Source organism: Vibrio sp. R10-SF1-ISO8, from assembly GCF_059833805.1.
This window is the reverse complement of record NZ_JCBDHL010000019.1, coordinates 87,173-109,702: the sequence shown is the minus strand read 5'-3', so window position 1 is coordinate 109,702 and position 22,530 is coordinate 87,173. Positions and strand designations below refer to the sequence as shown.

The 22,530-nt window shown below is 43.8% G+C and carries 20 protein-coding genes; 14 read left to right on the top strand and 6 right to left on the bottom strand.

What is annotated here, in order from left to right; all coding sequences use genetic code 11:
* The first annotated feature begins 143 nt into the window (after window positions 1–143).
* The 6 genes from napF (at window position 144) to AC6R00_RS15215 (ending at window position 4,722) form a co-directional block, all read left to right on the top strand.
* On the top strand, window positions 144–626 hold the full coding sequence (gene napF, locus AC6R00_RS15240) for a ferredoxin-type protein NapF (RefSeq protein ID WP_500640998.1): 483 nt from the start codon (window positions 144–146) through the stop codon (window positions 624–626).
* A 14-nt stretch (window positions 627–640) separates the two neighbouring features.
* On the top strand, window positions 641–952 hold the full coding sequence (locus AC6R00_RS15235; protein ID WP_004748082.1) for a chaperone NapD: 312 nt from the start codon (window positions 641–643) through the stop codon (window positions 950–952).
* On the top strand, window positions 949–3,438 hold the full coding sequence (gene napA, locus AC6R00_RS15230; protein WP_500640997.1) for a periplasmic nitrate reductase subunit alpha: 2,490 nt from the start codon (window positions 949–951) through the stop codon (window positions 3,436–3,438). The genes AC6R00_RS15235 and napA overlap by 4 nt, the downstream gene beginning before the upstream one ends.
* Before the next feature lie 72 nt (window positions 3,439–3,510).
* Entirely contained in the window at window positions 3,511–3,966 is a 456-nt protein-coding gene (locus AC6R00_RS15225) for a nitrate reductase cytochrome c-type subunit (protein ID WP_004748078.1), read from the top strand.
* Between the two features lie 26 nt (window positions 3,967–3,992).
* Window positions 3,993–4,571 (top strand): NapC/NirT family cytochrome c, encoded by a 579-nt coding sequence (locus AC6R00_RS15220; RefSeq protein WP_004748077.1) that lies wholly within the window; start codon window positions 3,993–3,995, stop codon window positions 4,569–4,571.
* Between the two features lie 13 nt (window positions 4,572–4,584).
* Window positions 4,585–4,722, top strand: coding sequence for a TIGR02808 family protein (locus tag AC6R00_RS15215; RefSeq protein WP_500640996.1), 138 nt, complete (start codon window positions 4,585–4,587; stop codon window positions 4,720–4,722).
* Window positions 4,723–5,025: 303 nt separating this feature from the next.
* Here the strand turns inward: AC6R00_RS15215 and galE are convergent, their stop codons facing one another.
* Entirely contained in the window at window positions 5,026–6,039 is a 1,014-nt protein-coding gene (gene galE / locus AC6R00_RS15210) for a UDP-glucose 4-epimerase GalE (protein WP_500640995.1), read from the bottom strand.
* 61 nt (window positions 6,040–6,100) lie between these two features.
* Complete coding sequence (locus AC6R00_RS15205; protein ID WP_500640994.1) at window positions 6,101–8,092, bottom strand: diguanylate cyclase domain-containing protein; 1,992 nt, start codon at window positions 8,090–8,092, stop codon at window positions 6,101–6,103.
* Between the two features lie 222 nt (window positions 8,093–8,314).
* On the opposite strand from AC6R00_RS15205, the gene AC6R00_RS15200 reads away from it, so the two are divergent.
* From AC6R00_RS15200 to AC6R00_RS15190, 3 genes are read left to right on the top strand one after another with little or no spacing between them, the layout of a single operon-like run.
* Complete coding sequence (locus AC6R00_RS15200) at window positions 8,315–9,070, top strand: 5-oxoprolinase subunit PxpA (protein WP_500640993.1); 756 nt, start codon at window positions 8,315–8,317, stop codon at window positions 9,068–9,070.
* Entirely contained in the window at window positions 9,067–9,774 is a 708-nt protein-coding gene (locus tag AC6R00_RS15195; protein ID WP_500640992.1) for a 5-oxoprolinase subunit B family protein, read from the top strand. Before AC6R00_RS15200 ends, AC6R00_RS15195 begins: the two co-directional genes overlap by 4 nt.
* Window positions 9,771–10,703 (top strand): 5-oxoprolinase subunit C family protein, encoded by a 933-nt coding sequence (locus tag AC6R00_RS15190; RefSeq protein ID WP_500640991.1) that lies wholly within the window; start codon window positions 9,771–9,773, stop codon window positions 10,701–10,703. Before AC6R00_RS15195 ends, AC6R00_RS15190 begins: the two co-directional genes overlap by 4 nt.
* Window positions 10,704–10,723: 20 nt before the next feature.
* Here the strand turns inward: AC6R00_RS15190 and AC6R00_RS15185 are convergent, their stop codons facing one another.
* From AC6R00_RS15185 to AC6R00_RS15175, 3 genes are all read right to left on the bottom strand, one after another.
* Window positions 10,724–12,169 carry an FAD-dependent oxidoreductase gene (locus tag AC6R00_RS15185; protein ID WP_500640990.1) on the bottom strand — a complete coding sequence of 482 codons (1,446 nt, stop codon included), beginning with the start codon at window positions 12,167–12,169 and terminating at the stop codon, window positions 10,724–10,726.
* Window positions 12,170–12,457: 288 nt separating this feature from the next.
* Window positions 12,458–14,899, bottom strand: coding sequence for an ABC transporter permease (locus tag AC6R00_RS15180; RefSeq protein ID WP_500640989.1), 2,442 nt, complete (start codon window positions 14,897–14,899; stop codon window positions 12,458–12,460).
* A 2-nt stretch (window positions 14,900–14,901) separates the two neighbouring features.
* Window positions 14,902–15,573, bottom strand: coding sequence for an ABC transporter ATP-binding protein (locus tag AC6R00_RS15175; RefSeq protein WP_500640988.1), 672 nt, complete (start codon window positions 15,571–15,573; stop codon window positions 14,902–14,904).
* Here AC6R00_RS15175 and tesA point away from each other — a divergent pair.
* The 5 genes from tesA (at window position 15,572) to AC6R00_RS15150 (ending at window position 21,910) form a co-directional block, all read left to right on the top strand.
* Window positions 15,572–16,171: a multifunctional acyl-CoA thioesterase I/protease I/lysophospholipase L1 gene (tesA, locus tag AC6R00_RS15170; RefSeq protein ID WP_500640987.1), complete on the top strand. Its 600-nt coding sequence runs from the start codon at window positions 15,572–15,574 to the stop codon at window positions 16,169–16,171. The two genes, AC6R00_RS15175 and tesA, sit on opposite strands and share 2 nt — an antisense overlap.
* A gap of 77 nt (window positions 16,172–16,248) precedes the next feature.
* Window positions 16,249–17,439 carry an enoyl-ACP reductase FabV gene (gene fabV, locus AC6R00_RS15165; RefSeq protein ID WP_500640986.1) on the top strand — a complete coding sequence of 397 codons (1,191 nt, stop codon included), beginning with the start codon at window positions 16,249–16,251 and terminating at the stop codon, window positions 17,437–17,439.
* A gap of 216 nt (window positions 17,440–17,655) precedes the next feature.
* Window positions 17,656–19,578 (top strand): bifunctional diguanylate cyclase/phosphodiesterase, encoded by a 1,923-nt coding sequence (locus AC6R00_RS15160; RefSeq protein ID WP_500640985.1) that lies wholly within the window; start codon window positions 17,656–17,658, stop codon window positions 19,576–19,578.
* 78 nt (window positions 19,579–19,656) lie between these two features.
* Window positions 19,657–21,312 (top strand): P-loop domain-containing protein, encoded by a 1,656-nt coding sequence (locus tag AC6R00_RS15155; protein ID WP_500640984.1) that lies wholly within the window; start codon window positions 19,657–19,659, stop codon window positions 21,310–21,312.
* 64 nt (window positions 21,313–21,376) lie between these two features.
* A complete protein-coding gene (locus AC6R00_RS15150) occupies window positions 21,377–21,910 on the top strand; it encodes a GNAT family N-acetyltransferase (protein WP_500640983.1) in 534 nt (177 codons plus the stop codon).
* Here the strand turns inward: AC6R00_RS15150 and AC6R00_RS15145 are convergent.
* Window positions 21,907–22,524, bottom strand: a complete 618-nt coding sequence (locus tag AC6R00_RS15145) for a DNA-J related domain-containing protein (protein ID WP_500640982.1) — start codon at window positions 22,522–22,524, stop codon at window positions 21,907–21,909. The genes AC6R00_RS15150 and AC6R00_RS15145 overlap by 4 nt on opposite strands.
* Window positions 22,525–22,530: the final 6 nt, after the last annotated feature.

Here is a 22,530-nt window from a genome sequence, read left to right as displayed (position 1 = left end):
TCTAAAACAATTTTAGTCGGCATTACCCCCAAGGGGGTATTTATACAAATATGTCAAAACCTACAATTCATGTAAGGATAAATTACAACTTATGAACAGTTATTTAGCCATAAAAACAACATCTAACAAACTTGGGTAAGAGTGTGGTAGACCTTACTAAAAGACGGCTATTTTCAAAACGTCTCGTTGACGATAACACTATTCGTCTACCTTGGCTTGTGAACAGTGCCGAATTTACTGACTTGTGCACACGTTGTGGTAAGTGCAGTGAAGTCTGTGAAACGAACATAATTATTAAAGGTGACGGTGGTTATCCTCAAATCGATTTTTCTCGCGGCGAGTGCACATTTTGTTATCAGTGCGCAGATGTATGCCCAGAACCATTATTTGCTGATGAACAATCTTTACCTTGGAATGCTAAAGCCTTAATCAATGAGGCATGTTTAGCGAAGCAAAATGTCGAATGCCGAAGCTGTGGCGATATGTGTGACACCATGGCAATTAAGTTCAAACTAGAAATAGGCAAAGTCGCACAACCCAATTTAGAACTTGATGAATGTACAGGATGTGGCGCTTGCGTAGCAGTTTGCCCTACTTCATCCATCAATGTGAGCCATTTAGTTTAATACGGAAGAAGTTTATGTCACTGAACGAAGTGCATATTTCGAGCTTAGTCGTGCATTGTTCGCCAGAACATCTCGGTGAAGTTAAATCTCAAATTGAGCAGTATGACAATGCTGAGATCTACGGAGACAGCCCTGAGGGCAAAATCGTAGTGGTATTGGAAACTGAGAATCAAGGCTTTATCACCGACACGATTGAAACCATTAATAACCTCCCAAATGTGTTGAGCACGGCTTTGGTTTATCACCAAATCGAAACCGGTCTCGACGACGAATCACAAAATAACAACACTGGAACTCAATATTCCCAAACCGAGGGTGAAGTATGAAGATGACAAGACGAGCGTTTGTTAAGGCAAACGCAGCAGCATCAGCGGCAGCAGTTGCGGGCATCACCTTGCCAGCATCTGCTACGAATCTGATCGCTAGCTCAGACCAAACTAAAATCACATGGGACAAAGCACCTTGTCGTTTCTGTGGTACTGGCTGTTCAGTTCTTGTAGGTACGCAAAACGGCAAAGTTGTTGCGACACAAGGTGACCCTGAAGCACCTGTCAACAAAGGACTAAACTGTATCAAGGGCTACTTCCTGTCTAAAATCATGTACGGTCAAGACCGCTTGACTCAGCCACTACTTCGTATGAAAGATGGCAAGTACCACAAAGACGGTGACTTCACTCCAGTTTCTTGGGATGTTGCTTTTGACACTATGGCTGACAAGTGGAAAGAAGCACTTAAGAAGCAAGGCCCTTCTGGCGTTGGTATGTTTGGTTCAGGCCAATGGACGGTAATGGAAGGTTATGCTGCTGCTAAAATGATGAAAGCAGGCTTCCGTTCAAACAACATCGACCCTAACGCACGTCACTGTATGGCATCTGCGGTAGGTGCTTTCATGCGTACATTTGGTATTGATGAGCCTATGGGTTGTTATGATGACTTCGAAAATGCGGATTCGTTCGTACTTTGGGGCTCTAACATGGCAGAAATGCACCCTGTACTTTGGACTCGTATTACTGACCGCCGTTTAAGCCACCCTCACGTTAAGGTAAATGTACTTTCTACGTACTACCACCGCTCTTTTGAATTGGCTGACGAAGGCTACATTTTCGAACCGCAAACAGACTTGGCAATCGCTAACTTCATTGCGAATTACATCATTGAAAATGATGCAGTTAACTGGGACTTCGTTAACAAGCACACCAACTTCAAACAAACGGCAACCGACATCGGTTATGGCCTGCGCGACGACGATCCACTGCAAAAGGCAGCGGCGAACCCGAACTCAGGTAAAATGTCTTCAATCTCTTTTGAAGAGTACAAAAAGTCAGTTGCACCGTACACACTAGAAAAAGCATCTGAAATGTCAGGTGTATCTAAAGAGAAACTGATCGAACTCGCTAAGCAATATGCCGATCCAGACACCAAAGTTATGTCTCTTTGGACTATGGGTATGAACCAACATACGCGTGGCGTGTGGATGAATAGCTTGATCTACAACATCCACCTACTAACAGGTAAAATCGCGACTCCGGGTAACAGCCCATTCTCGCTAACTGGTCAGCCATCAGCTTGTGGTACTGCTCGTGAAGTGGGTACATTTGCTCACCGCCTACCTGCTGATATGGTCGTCGCTAACCCTAAACACCGTAAGATCGCTGAAGGTATTTGGAACATACCAGATAGTGTTATTCCACCTAAACCTGGCTACCACGCGGTACTTCAAGACCGTATGCTTAAAGACGGTAAGCTAAACGCTTACTGGGTAATGTGTAACAACAACATGCAAGCGGGTCCAAACATCAATGGCGAGCGTTTGCCAGGTTACCGTAACCCAGAAAACTTTATCGTTTGTTCTGACCCATACCCAACAGCCACTGCGCAAGCTGCTGACTTAGTCCTTCCAACAGCAATGTGGATTGAAAAAGAAGGTGCTTACGGTAACGCAGAGCGTCGTACTCAAGCTTGGTATCAACAAGTGGGTACTGTCGGCGAGGCGAAGTCTGACTTGTGGCAAGTCATGGAGTTCTCTAAACGCTTCAAAATGGAAGAAGTTTGGACTGAAGAACAACTTGCTATGGCGCCTCAGTACCGCGGTAAAACCATGTATGACATGCTATTCGCAAATGGCGTTATCAACAAATTCCCTATCGAAGAAGCACGTGAGCTAAACGACGATGCGCACCACTTTGGCTACTACGTTCAAAAAGGTTTATTCGAAGAGTACGCTGAGTTTGGTCGCGGCCACGGTCACGACTTAGCACCATACGACGTTTACCACCAAGTTCGTGGTCTTCGCTGGCCTGTTGTTGATGGTAAAGAGACGCTTTGGCGCTACAAAGAGGGCTCCGATCCATATGCGAAAGCGGGCTCTGGTTGGGACTTCTATGGTAAGCCAGATGGTAAAGCGCTTATTATCTCAGCACCTTATGAAGCTCCACCGGAAGCACCAGATTCTGAGTACGATATGTGGCTATGTACTGGCCGTGTTCTTGAGCACTGGCACACAGGTACTATGACTCGCCGCGTACCTGAGCTTTACAAAGCGGTCCCGGATGCAGTGGTCTACATGCACCCTGCTGATGCCAAAGCTCGTGGTGTTCGTCGTGGAGAAGAAGTTCTTATTGAAAACAAACGTGGTGAAGTTCGTGTTCGCGTAGAAACTCGCGGCCGTAACCGTCCACCTGAAGGCTTGGTATTCGTACCATTCTTTGACGCACGTATTCTGATTAACAAGCTAATTCTTGATGCGACTGATCCTCTGTCTAAACAGACAGACTTTAAGAAGTGTCCAGTTAAGATCACTAAGATCGCTTAATTATGAATACTCTGACTGCCCTATTTAGGGCGGTCAGAATCAAGAATTTAGCCATTAGGCGGAGAATGAATAATGAAAAAATTTCTAATTGCACTGTTATCGGTAGGTGCTCTAGTAAGTGGCGCTGCAGTAGCTGAACTCGAAAACCCAGGTGGTATTGGCGGTCTAGAATCACTACGTGGAGCAAGTGAACTTGAAGCAACACGTTCAGCTGATGATTTTAAAAAGTATCCTCGTGAGCAAGTTTTAGAGAGTAGCTTTGTTTACCAGCCACCTCTAATTCCACATAACATTCGTAGCTATGAAGTATCATTGAACGCGAACAAGTGTTTATCTTGCCATAGCTGGAAAAACGCCAAAGAGATGGGCGCGACCAAGATCAGCGTAACCCACTACGTTAACCGTGAAGATGCTGTACTTGCCGACATGTCTCCTCGTCGTTACTTCTGTCTTCAGTGTCACGTTCCTCAAGCAAACGCGAAACCTTTAATTGAGAACGATTTCAAGAGTGTGGATGCGCTTAAGTAATCACGTGAGTAAATAAGAGGTTATCTATGAAATTATTGAAAGCGTTTTGGAAGCGGTTAGCAAGCCCGAGTAAAGCAGCAGTAGGTGTGGTTTTATTCATGGGTTTTGCTGGCGGTCTTCTATTCTGGGGCGCATTTAACACGGGTATGGAAGCGACCAACTCTGAAGAGTTCTGTTCAGGTTGTCACGCTCCTATCGTTGCAGAAATTCAAGAAACAGTGCACTACTCTAACCGTTCTGGCGTACGCGCTATCTGTTCAGACTGTCACGTACCGCACGAATGGACAGATAAGATCGTACGTAAAGTTCAAGCGTCTAAAGAGCTGTTTGCACACTTTGTTACTAAGACTATTGATACACCGGAAAAATTCCAAGAGCGTCGTGCTCACCTTGCGGAACGCGAGTGGGCGCGCTTGAAAAAGAATGACTCTCTTGAATGTCGTAACTGTCACCAGTTCGAATACATGGATTTCTCTGAGCAAGGTTCAAGAAGTGCCAAACAGCACTCTACTGCCCTAGCATCTGGTGAGAAAACGTGTGTAGACTGCCACAAAGGCATCGCCCATAAACTACCAGATATGCATGGCATTGAAGGCTGGCAATAAGGAGCACTGAATAATGAGTACTTTAGAATCTATTATTTGGCATGTTCTTGGCTATAGCGCTATGCCTGTTATCATCTTGTCCGGCTTCGCGGTCGTTGCCGCTATTTCGGTATGGTTGCTGTCGTTAGGAAAAGATAAAGAGGCTGAGTAGCCCTGACAATTTAGGGGGAGTGACCTCCCCTTATAAGTTTCGGTTCAATTTTGCCTATTTTGTATCGAACATAAAAAAAGCCACCTTAGTTTCGCTAAGGTGGCTTTCTACTTTTCGTTGGTTGTTATACCAATCACACCAATTATCTGGTCATTCTTGCTTGTTAAAACCGCTTATAACTGCGTTAAAGCTGTGTCTTCAAAGAATGGTGAAGGTAGAAAAACTAGCTAGCTACAATCTTTGCCTTGTTCTTAGCGATTTTTCCTAAGCAATTTTCTGAACATCTAATTAATGCGATTGGTATTACTCTGGATAACCATTCGGGTTATTCGATTGCCAGCGCCAAGTATCTTCGGTCATTTGCTCTAAACTACGAACCGCTTGCCAATTAAGATCTTGCTTTGCTTTAGCCGGATCTGCCCAGCATTCAGCAATATCGCCCGGTCTACGTTCAACGACTTTATAAGCAACGGTTTTACCCGATGCTTTTTCAAATGCTTTGACCATATCCAAAACACTAGATCCATTACCTGTTCCTAGGTTGTAGATATGTAAACCTGAAGTTTGTCCAACTTTCTGTAAAGCAGCAATATGACCATCAGACAGATCCATAACATGAATGTAGTCACGTACTCCAGTACCATCCGGTGTCGGGTAATCTTCACCAAATACAGATAGACACTCTCTGCGCCCTACTGCCACTTGCGAAACGAAAGGCATCAAGTTATTCGGAATGCCCTGAGGATCTTCACCTAACTCACCTGACGGATGTGATCCAACAGGATTAAAGTAGCGGAGCAAAGTAATACTCCAATCTGGGTTAGCCTTTTGGAAGTCGGTCAAGCACTCTTCAACCATAAGCTTACTGCGACCATAAGGATTAGTTGCACTTGTAGGAAAATCTTCACGAATAGGCACTGAAGCAGGGTCACCATAAACCGTTGCTGAAGATGAGAACACCATTGTTTTCACGTGCGCTTCACGCATAGCGTCAATCAAAACAAGTGTTCCGTTGACGTTATTGTCGTAGTACTCCAGTGGTTTTTCCACCGACTCTCCTACGGCTTTCAGTCCTGCAAAGTGAATAACCGCCTCTACACTATGTTTCTTCAATACTTCGACAAGCTGGGCTTTATCACGAATATCTCCATGGACGAAATCGAGTCTAGTTCCTGTGACTTTCTCGATTCGATCTAACACCGACTGCTTACTATTATATAGATTGTCATAAATCACAGGAGTCATTCCTGCTTCAATCATCTGAATACAAGTGTGGCTACCTATATAACCCATTCCACCGGTTACTAAAACTTTCATGTCGCTAACCTTTTAAAAACATGCTCTTATACTAATTCAATTTACCTCTTAGCCAAAGTGGCTAGCTGACGTTTGTTTCGTTTTTCTCAAGATGGATAACATATTGCCCCTTTCCACTGGTTTTAGCATGATACATCGCCGTATCCGCCGCTTTTAACAACGCTTCAATATCAGATTCTCGCTGCTCGGTATATTGAACTCCTACGCTTGCTCCCACACTCAGAAACTGATTTCTATATTCTATACGTTGTTCTAAACGCTGAATGGCTTTACTTGCGAAGGACGTCGCTGCATCTTTGTCGATACAACTGATGACGACGACAAATTCGTCGCCAGAAAGCCTAGCGACGAGATCACCTTCATGGACGAGTGCAAGCAGTCGTTTAGCTACCTGCTTTAACACTTCATCTCCTGCATCATGACCATATGTATCGTTAACAGATTTAAATCCATCGAGGTCAATATAGAGCAGTGCTAAACCACAGCAATTACGACGTTCCGTTTTTAACATTCCGTCAAGCACTCTATACAATTCAGTTCTGTTGGCTAACCCGGTCAATGAATCATGGTGAGCAAGGTAGTCGAGCCTTTCCATTTCTTTGTCGCTTGACAGATCGCTCAACAGATAGACGAAATCATATTCATCTTGTTTTTCGCTACTCGCTATTCGCGATACTTTGACAAACAGCGGGACTTTCTTGTGTCCGAGCTTGTGTTGCTCCCAGACTTCGCCTTGCCACTGACCATGTTTAACGACTGATTCCTTAATCACCGGCATAAGAGATTTGAATTGCTGCCAATCAAATATTTGATCAGGTCGTTTTCCCAATAAATCTTGCTGGGAGTGACCAAGAAGCTTCGATACCGCAGGGTTAACCATCGTAATGGTGTCTAACTGGTTCGTAACTATAAGGCCATCCTTGCTATTCTCAAACACGCCTGCGGCGAGTCGTTGTCTCCTCTGTGCCGATTCCACTTCAGTCACATCTTGTATGGCAAATAGTACCTGTTCACCTTTACTCAACTGAGTAGCATTAACACACAAAAGTTGATGGTTTCCAAACACGTCGCGTATCCACAACTGCCTATCGGAGATTTCCGCATCCTTTTGTAGCGCTGTCGATATAATTGGTTGTCCACCATCGCCAAGCAACTCCGCAAGTCGCGCGCCTTTAAGATAAGCGGGAGTGCGACGAAAAATATCACAGGTTGCTGCGTTGAAATGCACAACTTCGCCAGCTGCATTCAACACGACTAGCGCATGCTTGACCGTTTCAATAACTTCATTAGCGAACGATTTTTCTTGTTCCAGTTTTTTTAATGTATTAGTAACTTGTATGTCGCGTTCATTTAATCGGTCTAACATGGTATTAAACGCTTGAACCAGCCCACCTATCTCATCATCTGCGGCATGAGTTATGTTTAACGTTTCGCGTTTATTTTCGATGTAGGACCAAATTCCAGAACTCAACCTGTAGACGGGCCTAATAATGTACATTTCCACCATCAGGTAAAGGACAAGTGCTGACACGGCGAGTAACAACAGATAGTTCATACTACTAGACATTGCGTCTAGATAAATGGCATTAAGTGATTGTTTAGATAGCGTAATGCGCAAATGCGCGATCACATCTGAATCACTTTTAATGGGCACCAGTAAAAAGATATGCTCATCACTCATGGCATACCGGTTGTTTCGAATCTCTGCTCTCTGCTTTTCCGTTGGTACTGGGGCGATCGCGCCCTGCTTCTCATACATCGCAAAAAGCTGGCCATCGGTCATATAAAGCTTTACCCGGACGACATCTTCATCGGCCGCAAAAGCAACCAATATTCTTTCTGCAGTGCTTTTGTCTCCTGCAAGAATAACGGTTTGGAGGCTATACGCGACACCAGTTGCCAAAACACCAGCTCTATTTAGGAGATTATCTTTTTGAGTGAGATAGGACTGAAGCAATGAATATCCCTGAGAAAAGACAAAAACAATCCCTGTAAAGAACACAATCGGTACAATTAGCTTACTCTTTAGAGATAAATGCCTAAATGGTATCAATCTAACTCCTGTACTCACTGACGATTAGAAAACGGCTTGGCTCCATTGCTATATGTATCTAGTAGCAACACTCTCTACAAACGATAGACACTTAGTTCATGGATAGCGCCCCGAATTGAACTGTTTTTATTAATTATTCACCAAATAATGAGTTTGATCACTGTTTAGCAAAAGTAATTGAAACATCTTAGTAGATGATTTAAATAAGGAAATTTTTCGTCAATGGAAAAACGTTCGATCTGTCTTAATTGTGATATGGGGGAAAGTTTCGGCGCTTGGAAAATGGGTGCCGATGAATCTGTAATGCCCCATATCCACATGGCGAATATCGCTTGTGGCTTTCATGCATCTGATCCGCAAGTGATGAATGAAACGATAAAGCTTGCCATCAAGTACGATGTTCAAATTGGCGCTCATCCTAGTTACCCTGATTTGCAAGGATTTGGTCGGCGCAGTATGAATCTGGCTCCCGATGAAATCACTAATATGTTGATCTATCAGATTGGGGCCCTAAAAGGGCTCGCGGATAGCCACAACAAAGACCTTAGCTATGTGAAACCTCATGGTGCTCTCTACAATGATATGCTTAAAGACCTTTCTATTTTCGAGTCTGTTGTAGATGCGGTATCAAGCTTTGGCTTACCACTAATGACACTTGCCGTCGCTGACACCCAACCTTACCTAGATATCGCAGATCGCTACGATGTTCCCTTGTTGTTTGAAGCATTTGCAGACCGCAGTTATTTGGCGAATGGATTTTTGGCTCCGCGTGGACAAGACAAAGCCGTGTTAACGAGTCACGAAGATATTTTGAGTCAGGTTTTACAAATTGCACGTTACGGAAAAGTCCGAACTATTGATGGATTCTCTATCCCACTTGAAGCCGATACCATTTGTGTCCACGGCGATAATCAAGAAGGTGTCGCTATGATTAAACAGATTAGATCTCTGCTTGATAAGGAGAATCACAATCCATGATTATCGATACCTCTATCGACCCCGTCGCGGAGTGTTCAATTTTGATCCGCTTTCATAGCGAACCCAATGATCACCTATCTTGGGTTATAGGCGAAATTAGCCAATATCTCACCAATCAACTCGGTGCTTGGGTAATGAATGTAACCCCATCTTTTGATTCAATTCTTGTTGACTACCTTCCACACCGCATTTCTATTTTTGAGTTCGTCCCTTATCTCGAAAAATTAGTAACTCAAGCGCTACTCAACATGCCAGAAGCACATGTTTCTGAAGTCATTGAGTTACCAGTTTATTACGATCTTTCCGTCGGCCCTGACCTAAAAGATTACGTAGAATCAGGCCACTCCATCGAATCCGTCATCAAAGCGCACTCGGAAACGGAATATACCGTTGGAGCAATAGGATTTACCGCAGGGTTCGCATTTCTCTCTGACGTTGCAGAAACCATTAGACGACCTAGAAAGCCGACCCCAAGAGTAACCGTGCCTAAAGGTAGCGTTGCCATCGCCAACAATCAAACCGCCGTGTACCCAAGTGAAACACCTGGAGGTTGGAATATCATCGGCAATTGTCCTGTTGAACTTTATCACCCAACAAGCGCTAAAATTTTGCCCTTTTCTATAGGGACCAGAATTAAATTCAAAGCGATTAACCAGAAAGAGTTTCTAAAGCTTGGCGGAACAATCAGTGAGGGGTGGCAATGACAATTGAAAACTATATTGAAGTGGTTAAACCCGGACAACAGACGCTTATTCAAGACTTTGGCCGGTTTGGTTTAGCACATTTTGGTATTGCTCAAGGAGGCCCTGTAGATGATTACGCCTACAGCTGGGCAAACCATCTTCTGGGTAATACCATCAACATGCCAACGCTTGAGATCACCTTAGGTCAAGCAGAGTTTTTGATCCATCATTCTTGCGAGCTTGCCATAGCTGGAGGCGATTTAAATGCAAAATTAGATGGAATAAGTATTGAAAACTGGTCTACATTTCGTGCCTTAAAAGGACAAACAATCACTTTTGGCCTTCCGCGTAACGGTCTAAGAGCCTACCTAGCCGTTAAAGGAGGATTTGATGTACCGACTCAACTCGGTAGCTCTGCTACTGTAGAGCGTGATCAATTAGGTGGGCTAAAAAGTGGAACCTCACTACAAGTTGGTGATGTTTTACCTTTTAGCCAACACACTATGTCATCAAACTCTGTACAGATGACCTTCAGATATAAGCCTGACTATAACTTGCCGTTAGAACTGCGTGTCATTGAGGGCTATCAAGTGAATGATTTTTCTCGAGACGCCGTTAATTCACTGTACGCACAAGAGTTTGAAGTGAGCCAACTCGTTAATAGGATGGGATATCGGCTTTCAGGAGCCACAGTGAAGGCGCCCAACAAAGAGTATCTGAGTGAAGGGATTGCACTTGGCTCGATCCAAGTAACGCCAAATGGAGAACCAATAGTCTTGTTAAATGACAGACAAACTATTGGTGGTTATCCGAAAATTGGCTGTGTTGCCCGCATAGATTTACCACGACTAGCACAGGCAAAACCAGGACAAAAAGTGAAATTCGTTCGTGGTGATTTACTTGGTTTACAAGACGTATGGGGACAGTGGGCTCGATTTTTTGGCTATTAGGGCGATTTTATCGCCCCTCTCTAGCTCAAACTACCGTAGTACTTAGCTAATTGCTCTGGGTACGCCCTCTCTGTAGCGAGCTCTCTCGCTTTTGCTTCTATATTCTCAGCCGACAAGCTCATTGTCACTGGGTGAAGCGATTCAATATTGTTATCTTGGTAGTCATGTAATCGCCACTCCTTCACCAATTTAATCGCTGCTTCATAGGCAGACGATCCTTTTACTACTTCAACCCTAGCGTAATGCTCACCTTCAAAAGTGACATCCGCAGCTCTGAGGGTGTCGTCTCTTCCCGGTATCTGCTGTGCGCCAAACAGTGGCGTGCCATGTTCTTTTGCTTGCTGGTAATCTGGGATAAATCGCGCCATATGAGCGATAGCCTTTCGACTTCTCTCGACAATGACCTCTTGATTCCAGCCTTTCTGAATTTTGCGCTTCAATCGTAAAGGTAAATGCGGTTGTGATGTCGATTCATTCGACGCGACTAAGCCATCATCAAATAAAGTGATATCTTTCGTCATGCCATGTAACTGAAACACGCCATCGGGATAAGGAGTGAGCTGCGCCATTCCATTTGGCGTTCCCCTCGGTCCGTGGAAAATTACTTCAGGCCAAAGCTCGTTGCATTCGGCCCAACGAGTGACATAAGCAGCTTTAAACTCGACCAATCTTTCGCGTGGTTTATTCGCTAAGTCGTCGATAGAACCTGTCTCATAACCACAGGCGTTAACAAGGAAATCGAACTCTAAGAATTGCGTGTGCTCACCTTGACTAACACACTCAATCATCCAACTGTCAGAACGCTCTTCTACCCCTATTACCTGTGTATTAGTCATCAAGGTACAGTTTGGAATCGCTTCTAAGGCCAAAGTCGCAGATGCAGCAATACGGAACACGCTCCATCCATGCTCCTCCACAGCAACAACAGGGAACTTAAGCGCATCTAAATCAGTATGTTTTGCGAAAGGAATCATCCACTCGTCGATCGTTTTTGGTTGAGGCGGTTGTTTTTGCTCAATCAGTTCATCCAAATCTTCGCGACTGTAGAATTTGTAATAGTCACTAGGCTCACCTAACACTTTGTTCGCTGGATCTTCAGCGACTAATTCTGCATAGCAAGATTGAATGGTAATGAGCCTTTCATACAACTCTTCAGGACTTCCGCCATCGGAATATGGCACCGCAATTACGGTCGGTCTGCGATTGATCGTCTGTGGATAAAGACGTGCAGTATCTATAGATTGCTTAAGCAACTCAATACACTGTTCAGTAGAAATCTCTCTGTACAAATTTCCACCAGCATGAAGATGACATATTGGAGGGCCGCTGATCAGCCCATTTCCCTTTTCAATAAGGTGGACACTTAAACCTAGTTCGGCCATGTGAACTGCAGCCGTAGCTCCAGCAATACCGCCGCCAATAATTGCAATTTTAGGTGAACTTTTTGTTTGGGTCTTAGAGAGCATTTATATGGCTAATTCATTCATTCTAAGTGCATTTTACTGGTAATACTAAATGAATAAAATCACAAATTTTTCATGGAGAAATTATGACGTTTTTTCGAAAAAAAAATGAAAAAAACTGCTTGACTCAAAAATGGAGAAGTTACAAATAATCACTTTTGTGAATAACAAATCTTTGCTGAGCTACGCGTGCTCGGGGCTGAGAGAAAATTGAAGTTATCTACAGGCCAAGTTATCCCAAACTTTATCCACTGTTTTTGTGGATAACTGAATAACTTGACCTGCGTAATTTCAGCTAAACGCTTTATTGATAGGGGTTAAGAGACGATTTATCAAACTGTTCACAACTAAAGCAAGTGTGAAAAAAGTACCAATTGGTAGTAGTATCCAGAGCATCCAGTGCATCTGTGGTTGAAGCTCAAATCCGAATACCATTATCGCGCCTACAACGATTTCTGAGCCGACAATCGCGATAACACCTGCGACAAGCGCCATTAAACCATATTCGGCCCAGATGGTTTGTTCTACTCTCTTTTTACTTGCCCCCAAAGTACGATAAAGCTGAATTTCTTCTTGTCGTTGACCTAAGCTCAATCGAAGCAAAGTGAATATCAGTAGAAGACCCGATAGAACACCAATACCAGCAAGAAGTGTAATAGACCAGACAATCTGCCCTAACAGTTCCTGAATTTTTGCTCCCATCACTCTTATGTCCATTAAACTGACGGTTGGATGTTGACGTGATAGCTGATTGAGGAGAGGGTCATGCTCGTCTTCGACTTTAAAGCTCACTAAATATGTCGCTGGAATATTCTCTAGAACATCAGGCGTAAAGATAAAGTAGAAGTTTGGCTTCATATCCCGCCACTCTACATGCCTAATAGAATTAACTTGCGCTTTAACTTCAATACTATTGATAACAAATTCAAGTTCGTCACCAATACTCAAACCTAAGTCATTTGCGACATCTGCTTCTACTGAAACACCATTGCTTTGAGTCCACTTTCCTGATAGCACTTCATTATGCTCTGGAATACCGGTTGCAAAAGTGAAGTTAATTTCACGCCTTAACGCATCACTACCTTCTTCTCCCTTAGCTCTACTTTTTGCATCAACGCCGTTAATGTTCACAACACGGCCTCGAATAATTGGGTAGTCTTCTGAACGCGAGATCCCCGCATCATCAAGGACTTTTAGATAAGCGTCTTTTTCATAAGGGGCGATATTCAGAGCAAACGCATTAGGCGCATCTTTGGGCAAAGTTCGCTGCCAATCAGTCAGTAGGTCTGTTCTAACAAGCCACATGGTGGAAAGCAACATTAAAGAAAGCGCGAGTGCCCCAAATTGGATTCCTGTTGCCATTGTTGACCGATTAATCCTGCTTAACGCCAATTTTAGCGCTGCGTTAAGTGGGACTTTACCTAGAGCGCGAGTAACCAACACACTGACAAAGGCCAGTATTACAAATAACGCAACGATACCGCCTAACACAATCCATACTAACAGGTTGTCATAATAGGCTAGGAGCATGGGAATGATAGGAACCAACACCAACCAGTACCTGCCCTTTGAAGCTTTGGATTCTGCTTGAGGTTGCATGACGTTCACCGCACTGACATTCGTTAACCCCACCAGTGGAATCCCTAACGCAGGAATAGCGATTAGAACACTGGTAAAAACAGAAATGATGATCGGTTTCAAACCATAGGTCGGTAATGGGTTAGGCAGCAATTCGACAAGTGGAATACGTAATAGGTACTCAAGTACGACGCCTAAAGAAACACCAAGCATAACAGCCGCAATCAGTAAGATAGACACTTGAGTCAACAACCAGCGTACTATCCATTTTTTACTTGCGCCTAAACTCTTTAGCATGGCTATTGTTTTGCGGCGTGTTGTCACGTAGTGCTGACAGGTTAACACTAAGGTTGTCGCCGCCATGATCACCACAATGGCGACCGTCAGTGATAAATACTGCTCGGTACGCTGAAAAACTTCGTTAGTACGACTTGCGCTATTTTGATCTCTCCAGCGATCACTTGGCGTTAGCTCTATATTGGATTTTAAACGTTCGATATTTGCTTCATCACCATTAATGAACTTACTGTAGCGAACACGACTGCCTAACTGCACCGCTCCCGTGCGCTCGATGTCATCGCTGTGAATAAACGCTGAAGGCATCTGTTGAAAAGGATTAAAACTCAGCCCAGGCTCTTCCACTATTCGCCCTGTAACTATGAAATCAGCATCACCAAGAGTGACCGCGTCACCTATAGAAACACTCAGCTGCGAAAACAGTCGTTCATCGAGCCAAAGTTCGCCTTGCTTAACATGGCTGTAGTTTTGCTCGTCATCGGAGAGCACCATCTCTCCTTGCAACGGATAAAGACTATCGACCGCTTTGACCGTGATAAGCTTCATGCCGTTATCACTAAACGCCATGGTTCCGAAGCGGGTTTGTGAGGATGTTGTAAGCTCATTTTCTACAGCAAGCGTCTCAAATGACTCACTAATCGGGTTCGATGATATAAATACCGTGTCCGCAGTTAGCGCCTGTTTCCCCTGTTTAACAACAACCTGCTCCATTCGCTCTGCTAACGCTGTTAACGCGAAAATACAGGCAATGATCAGGATTAGAGCGATAGTGACAGGCCAAAGTTGCCCTTGCCTAATCTCACTAACGCTCCATTTAACTAACCGCCTATTCAAAGAGGCAGAAGCTGAATCAGACATGGTTAATCCTCCAACTTGCCAGCTTTCATCTTAAAGGTTCGATCACAGCGCTCAGCTAATTTTGAATCATGTGTAACCAACACGAGTGTCGTACCATGCTCTTTGTTAAGAGAGAACAACAGTTCCACGACTGTTGATGCGGTTTGTTGATCTAAATTGCCCGTAGGTTCATCAGCAAATAGTATTTTAGGCTGAATCATAAATGCACGTGCCAACGCAACACGTTGCTGCTCCCCACCCGAAAGTTGAGAAGGAGAATGATGAATACGGCTGCCAAGGCCAACAGATTCTAACAAACTGATTGCTCGTGCCTTGTCTTCCGGCTCTCCTTTCAGTAAACAGGGCAAGGTGACATTGTCTAGCGCAGACAGACTAGGAATAAGAAGAAAGCTTTGAAAGACAAATCCGACAGACTCACTGCGTATAGCCGCACGCTCTTCGTCCGTAAGACTATGAAGTGGCTTACCTAAAAGATCCACTTCCCCTTGTGTAGGCGTATCTAATCCTGCTAGCAGAGTCATCAGCGTCGATTTTCCTGCCCCAGAGGTACCAACAATCGCGACACTCTCCCCTTCTTTGATGTCTATATTTACATTATCAAGGATTGTTAATTGTTCTTGTTTGGTAGAGACTATTTTAGACAATGATTGTGCTTTGATTACGGATGTTTGCATGTTTCGACTACTTTCCCTTGTTCTTATAATTTTGTCTGTAAGTCCTGCTTACAGCAAAACCCTTATGATTCTAGGTGACAGCTTAAGCGCTGGTTATCAAATGCCTATTGAACAGGCCTGGCCTTCTCTTCTTACGGATGACCTTGCCAAAAGCGGTCAACAAGTATCGGTCATCAATGCCAGTATCTCTGGTGATACCACTGGTAATGGTCTGGCACGGCTTCCTCATTTACTCCATCAACATAACCCAGAATATGTCCTCATAGAGTTAGGTGCTAATGATGGTTTACGTGGCTTTCCAACCGGCATTGTCCAAAAGAACCTATCTGACATGATCACTATGATTCGAGATTCAGATGCAACGCCACTGCTTATGCAAATTCATATTTTGCCTAATTATGGAAAACGCTACACCGAAGCGTTTGCCTCTGTCTACCCGAAAGTGTCACAAAACCTTGATGTACCTCTGCTGCCCTTTTTCCTTGAAGGCGTCATCATTAAGCCTGAATGGATGATGTCAGATGGTTTGCACCCTAAGCCGGAAGCTCAACCATGGATTTCAAATTTTGTTGCAGATGAGTTAATAAATCACTTCTAATTGCTTCAGCTCAATAAACTTTACAAAGCTTTACGCTAGCTTGGGTTAGTTGCCAATCGTTGGCTAAAGGAGACCGTATGATTATTGAGCCCATCATTGATGGTGTTGTCGCGCGTAGTGCCCACCCGCTTGGCTGCGCGCAATATGTATCCAATCAAATCGAATATGTAAAGTCTGCCAATCCAATTAAGCAAGGTCCGAAAAGAGTGCTCATTATCGGCGGCTCTTCAGGCCTTGGTTTGGCGGCCAGAATCGCCCTCACTTTCGGCGGGGCAAAAGCTGACACCATCAGTGTCTCATTTGAAAAGTCACCGTCTGACCAAAGTTCCGGTTCCGCAGGATTCTACAACAATTTCTATTTTAAGAAGTTTGCCGAGCAAGAAGATAGACTCGCCATCAATATCCACGGTGATGCGTTTTCGACACAGGTCAAAGATGACGTAATTGAAGCGATAGAAACCTATTTCGAAGGAGAAGTAGACCTCGTCATATACAGTTTAGCCAGTGGTGTTAGACCTAACCCTGAGACAGGTGAACTATGGCGTTCCGCTATAAAACCCATTGGCGAAGAGGTAACAGGCGACACACTTCTATTAGAATCGGATAAATGGCATCAAACAACGCTTCCAGCGGCAACAGAACAAGAAGCTTTGTCGACGTTAAAGGTTATGGGGGGTGAAGATTGGGAGGATTGGATTAACGCCTTGATCAACTCAGAGTCAATTGCACAGGGTTGTAAGACTATTGCGTTTTCGTACGTAGGGCCTGAGTGTACTCACCCTATTTACCTCGACGGTACGCTAGGAAGGGCTAAAATCGACCTACATCAAACCAGCCATTCGTTAAATCTCAAACTCGCTAACTATGGTGGAGGAGCCTATGCCACTGTGTGTAAAGCTTTGGTGACCAAAGCGAGTGTTTTTATCCCTGCACTTAGCCCTTATATCATTGCGCTTTACAAAGTCATGAAAGAACAAGGAACGCATGAGGGCTGCATCGAGCAAATGCAGCGTCTTTTTGCTACAAAACTTTTTCATTCAGGTCCGCCCCCTGTTGATTGTGAACGCTTGATTAGAATGGATGACTGGGAGTTAGATCCAACCACGCAACAACGCGTGACTGAACTGCTCGAAATACTGAATGAATCAAACTTTAAACAACTTGCCGACTATGATGGGTTTAAGCAAGAGTTTCTCAATTTGAATGGATTTGGTTACGAACATATTAACTATTTAAACGACATAGATATTGACAATTACATCAAATAAACTTGTTGTTTAAAAACAACCTCTCATTTATGAGACAAACATATAGACAGAGCCTTAAACAACCGTTTAGGGCTTTTTTTTAGCGGATCCATGATGCATGCTAACTCTCAAGTTTGCGTCAATTACTTAATCTTTGTTTCAATGACTGTTTCTACGACTATTATTAAAGAGAGCAAGGAATGCTCGGATTGGTACACTAGCCCACAGGGATCAAATATGTCTAAGTTGAATACAGGGACGATTACTATTCCTGAAGACATGAGTGATAATTGGCAAACCATCGTCAATCTACTCGCAGAGATAGTTAACGTTCCTGCAGCATTGATTATGAGGATACATAAAGAGCATATTGAAGTATTCTCAGCAAATAATAATCGCACTCACCCTTACCATGTCAGTGATAGTGAAAAGCTAGGGCAAGGTTTGTACTGCGAAACTGTTGTAAACAGTAATAGGCAGCTTGTTGTCCCCAACGCCTCTGCTGACGAAAAGTGGCGTAACAATCCAGATATGAAATTTGGATTACTTGCTTATTGCGGCTTACCCGTACGTTGGCCAAATGGTGATATGTTCGGCACGATTTGTGTTTTGGATGATCGAGAAAACCCGTTTGGCGACACATACCAACAACTACTGGTCTCCTTTCGAGACTCAGTGGAAGCTCAACTAAAAACACTTTATCAAAATCACTATTTGCAACAGCTAAATCTGGAGCTTGAATCTAGGGTCAGCACTCGCACTCAAGATCTCGTCGATCTGAACTATTCTCTCAACTTAGAAATCGACAAACGCCGTGCCGCTGAACGTAAAGTTCGTTATCAACAATTGCATGACCTAGGTACAGGCTTTTTGAATAGAAGTGCTTTGGAGTCAGAAACACAACAACTGCTCGACACCTTACCTTTAGAAGCTCATCTAGACGACCATTTTAAAATCGGCCTTTTACACATCGGTTTTACTAACGGACGCCGAATTCAAGCTAAATATGGTTATGGAGCTTGGGAAGATGTCCTTAAGGAATTCCGGCAGCGACTCACTCATCACACCGAGTTGAACGTCATCACAGCCAGACCATCATCGACAGATTTAGCGTTTGTTTTCAGAACCCATCATTACGAAAGTGATATCAATACCTTGTGTCGAGAACTTGTCGAAGTGAGTCAAACTGAATTCATCGTAGAAGGCGAACACCTGCACTTGCATAGTTATATTGGTGTGGCAAGTTCTGACGACACCCATTCCGCAAAGTCATTGCTTAAGTATGCGGCCGAAGCAATGCAATCATGCAAAGATTCCGGGCATAAATTTAGTTTCTATTCGCAAGATATTTCAGACACCCAAAAAAACATCAGCCAGCTTGAGAGTTACTTACTACAAGCGGTCCGAAATGATGACTTATTGCTCTATTTCCAACCAAAAGTGTCGCCGCTGACTCATCGTTGGATTGGTGCTGAGGCCCTACTTCGTTGGCGTCACCCCATTCTTGGCGATATTTCAAATGAAACATTGATACATTTGGCCGAACAGAATGGTCTAATTTTTGAAGTCGGAAGCTTTGTCCTTCGTTCTGCAATACAGAAAGCAGCTGAATGGGCGAATCATGTCAACGATTTTGTCATCAGTGTCAACGTTTCAGCTGTGCAACTTCAGAGCCCACAGTTTGTTAATCAGGTACAAGATTTGTTGGTTGCTTACCAACTACCAGCACGCTATTTAGAACTGGAAGTGACAGAAAGCGGCTTAATCGCGGATGAGATAGTGGCACGTAATACACTGATTTCCCTTAGCGATCTAGGCGTGACATTGTCACTTGATGACTTTGGTACTGGTTATGCGTCATTTAATTATCTTAAGAAATTTCCATTTGATGCTATCAAGGTTGATAAAAGCTTTGTACATCAGTTGTCACACAGTGATGAAGATAAAGAAATCGTCCGCTCTATTATTTCAATCGCCAAAAAGCTTAACCTTAAAGTCACAGTTGAAGGCATCGAAAACAGCGAGCATGAGTCCTTTATACTGGCGGAAGGCTGCGACATCGGTCAGGGCTTCTTATATGGTAAGCCAATGCCATATGATGAGTTTGAAGCCCACCTACTAAATCAAAATAATTTATCTCCCAAGTACTCATACTCCTAGTAAGCTCACAATCACTTTACTCTGAGACGAGCGATTTCTATAATCCTCGTCTTTCTTGTTCCCACAATAGAGATCAATATGGATCAACTCTCCGCTGCACTGAAAAAAATAGAAAAGCAAAACTACCATGCCTACCAACAGATCAAAGGCCAGTATGATTTTGGCGACTATACATTCCATATTGATTATGTTCAGGGTGAACCTTACGCCTCTGCGTCGCGTGTTCGTGCCGTTCGTCCTTGGTCAGTCACAGGATTAGCTTGGCTACGTGATACATCCCCTTCATATCAAATTGCAGCCCGCGATTTTATAGCGCGAAGCTTTGCCCAGTTTGCCAAACAAGAAGCGAGCATCAGCATTGCACTGACAGGTCAAACAGTGCTGGATAACACCGCCGTGTTGTTTACCGAAGAAGGGATTGAGCTAAGGTTTAGAATCAACTTACCAGCAGAAGGTCGATCAGTGCTCGGTAAAAAAACTGACAACATACTGACCTTCCATCTACCTAAATTTATTCGCAAAGCGACGCTGGAACGCGAACTCGATCATCAAGCGCTGATCAAGCACTGCCAAGTGATTGAAGATCAAGCGGCTCTACGTAGCCAATTAGAAAGCAAAGGGCTGCTTGCGTTTGTCGGTAACGGTTCTGTCTTACCTCGAATTTCAGGAAACTGTGACTTGCCGATGAAAGAGGCCGTTGAGTTTGTCGCACCTCAAGCGCTTGAAGTGACTTTAACCACCCCGAATAACGGTGAAGTTAAAGGTTTAGGTATTCCTAAAGGAATCACGTTAATCGTCGGCGGTGGCTTTCACGGTAAATCAACCTTGCTCAACGCCATTGAGCGTTCAATTTACGATCACATCCCGGGTGATGGCCGTGAGCGCGTGGTAACGAACACGCTCGCTATGAAGATAAAAGCGGAAGATGGCCGCTGTGTCCATTCGCTTAATCTATCTAATTACATCAACCATCTGCCAATGGGTAAGGATACTTCAGATTTTTCTACCCAAGACGCTTCGGGTTCTACATCACAAGCCGCTTGGCTGCAGGAGTCCATTGAGTCCGGCGCTAAGGCCATTTTGATTGATGAAGATACTTCAGCAACGAACTTTATGATTCGAGATGAGCGCATGCAGGCGTTAGTGAGTAAGGGTGATGAACCAATTACTCCTTTGGTAGACCGTATTGCACAACTTAATGAACAACTCGATATTTCAACCATCGTCGTCATGGGCGGCTCTGGTGACTACTTAGATGTTGCTGACACTGTCATTCAAATGCATGACTACCAAGCAATCGATGTGACGGAAAAAGCCAAACAAGTCGTCCAATTACACCCGACACAAAGACAAAATGAAAGTGAATCTAATCTTGAGTCATTCCGCCCGCGAGGATTTAACTGTGCAGCGCTACAGAAAATATTGAGCGAAGGTAAATTCAGAATCGCCGCCAAAGGACGAGACTCATTAAGATTTGGTAAAGAGTACACTGATTTAGCGGCCTTGGAACAATTAGAATCAAATAACGAACTCAATGCCGTTGGCTGGGTTTGGTTTCAATTCGCTCAGCAACCTGGTTGGTCTAAGCTTCCAGCCAAAGATATTGAACGCTACTTAAGTGACGATTGGTACACAACCATGCCAAATCAAGGTGACTTAGCCAAACCGCGCGTACTTGATGTTCTAGCGGCCCTCAATCGCATGCGTAAGTCTCAATTTCGACCTTCCAAATGAGGTTAAAACTGTAAACTGATGTATAAAGCGCCTATTGATTGGGCGCTTTTCTTTTCTAACTACTATGAACTTCACTATTACCACTTCAAATCTCATTCTTCGCGACTTCACTCCATCAGATGTAAAACATTATGTCGACCAATGCCAAGATCCTAAATACCAACGCTATTACAACGAAGAAGATTGCTCAGTAGAAAAAAGTACCCTACTTGCAAATATGTTTATTGAACAAGCTTTAGAGTCACCACGAACCCAGTACCACCTAGCAATTCAGTGTAAGTTCTCAGGCCACTACTTAGGTCTTGCAGCGTTACGCCTAGAGCCAAACAATCAAGCCTCAATCGGCTGCGGCTTGGCAAGAAACAGGCAAGGAAAAGGTGTTGCTGAAGAAGCGATGCTCGCCTTGGTTAACTATGGGTTTAATCAACTTGATGTGATGCGCGTCTACGCGGAGACACTCTCTAGCAATAAAGCGGCGATAAGACTCTGTAAACGTGTTGGTATGTCGATTGATTGTGAACGCACCAATGACCGATTCTTCAAAGAGAAATGGTGGAGTACTACGATTTTAGCTCTTAACATCCAAAAGGATCATTAGTGACGCAAGATATTCCAAGCCTCACACAACACTCTGAATCTATCGCTATCACCATTATCTCGATCAGGGTGCCATTTTAATGCGAGTTTACGCCATGTTTTGCGTATCTCAGTTTGAGAAGCGTCATGCGGCAGTTCAAACAAGCTTAATGCTTTGGCGCGATCCATCTCTTTGCCATTGGTACTTCCGACAAACTCACGGTAACGGGTCCAGAACTCATTAAGAAGACGTTTCACCTCTCCCTCTTCTGCTTCATAGTTTTTCCAATGGATATAGTAGTCCCTTAGAGGATCATGGTGATCCACTTCATGGCCAGGCACTTGATGTGAAGGCATCAAAATAATATCCATAGCTTGCACCTGTAACCAGTTATCGGGATAGAGTGTTTCCTGTAACTGATACAAAGCATTCATGATTAGAAAGTTGCGTTTAAACAAGTCCTTTTCTGGTGAATCGTCAAGCAATGGAATGAAGCCCAAATCACCAAGATGAGAAGCTAGTGTATGAACTTTCCATCCACTTGGCTTTTTCCGAAGTACTTCAAGAATTGGCCAAAGCAAAGGGTTTTCCATGTATTGCTGAAACTGCGCTGTGAGTTCTTGTCGTTCTTGCATAGACTA

Bases quoted from the DNA above. Each gene is read 5' to 3' on its own strand.
- AC6R00_RS15150 (WP_500640983.1), top strand. From the start codon at position 21,377: ATGAACTTCACTATTACCACTTCAAATCTCATTCTTCGCGACTTCACT.
- AC6R00_RS15180 (WP_500640989.1), bottom strand. From the start codon at position 14,899: ATGTCTGATTCAGCTTCTGCCTCTTTGAATAGGCGGTTAGTTAAATGG.
- fabV (WP_500640986.1), top strand. From the start codon at position 16,249: ATGATTATTGAGCCCATCATTGATGGTGTTGTCGCGCGTAGTGCCCAC.
- AC6R00_RS15160 (WP_500640985.1), top strand. From the start codon at position 17,656: ATGTCTAAGTTGAATACAGGGACGATTACTATTCCTGAAGACATGAGT.
- AC6R00_RS15215 (WP_500640996.1), top strand. From the start codon at position 4,585: ATGAGTACTTTAGAATCTATTATTTGGCATGTTCTTGGCTATAGCGCT.
- AC6R00_RS15200 (WP_500640993.1), top strand. From the start codon at position 8,315: ATGGAAAAACGTTCGATCTGTCTTAATTGTGATATGGGGGAAAGTTTC.
- tesA (WP_500640987.1), top strand. From the start codon at position 15,572: ATGTTTCGACTACTTTCCCTTGTTCTTATAATTTTGTCTGTAAGTCCT.
- AC6R00_RS15235 (WP_004748082.1), top strand. From the start codon at position 641: ATGTCACTGAACGAAGTGCATATTTCGAGCTTAGTCGTGCATTGTTCG.
- napA (WP_500640997.1), top strand. From the start codon at position 949: ATGAAGATGACAAGACGAGCGTTTGTTAAGGCAAACGCAGCAGCATCA.
- AC6R00_RS15185 (WP_500640990.1), bottom strand. From the start codon at position 12,169: ATGCTCTCTAAGACCCAAACAAAAAGTTCACCTAAAATTGCAATTATT.
- AC6R00_RS15190 (WP_500640991.1), top strand. From the start codon at position 9,771: ATGACAATTGAAAACTATATTGAAGTGGTTAAACCCGGACAACAGACG.
- AC6R00_RS15220 (WP_004748077.1), top strand. From the start codon at position 3,993: ATGAAATTATTGAAAGCGTTTTGGAAGCGGTTAGCAAGCCCGAGTAAA.
- AC6R00_RS15145 (WP_500640982.1), bottom strand. From the start codon at position 22,524: ATGCAAGAACGACAAGAACTCACAGCGCAGTTTCAGCAATACATGGAA.
- AC6R00_RS15155 (WP_500640984.1), top strand. From the start codon at position 19,657: ATGGATCAACTCTCCGCTGCACTGAAAAAAATAGAAAAGCAAAACTAC.
- galE (WP_500640995.1), bottom strand. From the start codon at position 6,039: ATGAAAGTTTTAGTAACCGGTGGAATGGGTTATATAGGTAGCCACACT.
- AC6R00_RS15225 (WP_004748078.1), top strand. From the start codon at position 3,511: ATGAAAAAATTTCTAATTGCACTGTTATCGGTAGGTGCTCTAGTAAGT.
- AC6R00_RS15195 (WP_500640992.1), top strand. From the start codon at position 9,067: ATGATTATCGATACCTCTATCGACCCCGTCGCGGAGTGTTCAATTTTG.
- AC6R00_RS15175 (WP_500640988.1), bottom strand. From the start codon at position 15,573: ATGCAAACATCCGTAATCAAAGCACAATCATTGTCTAAAATAGTCTCT.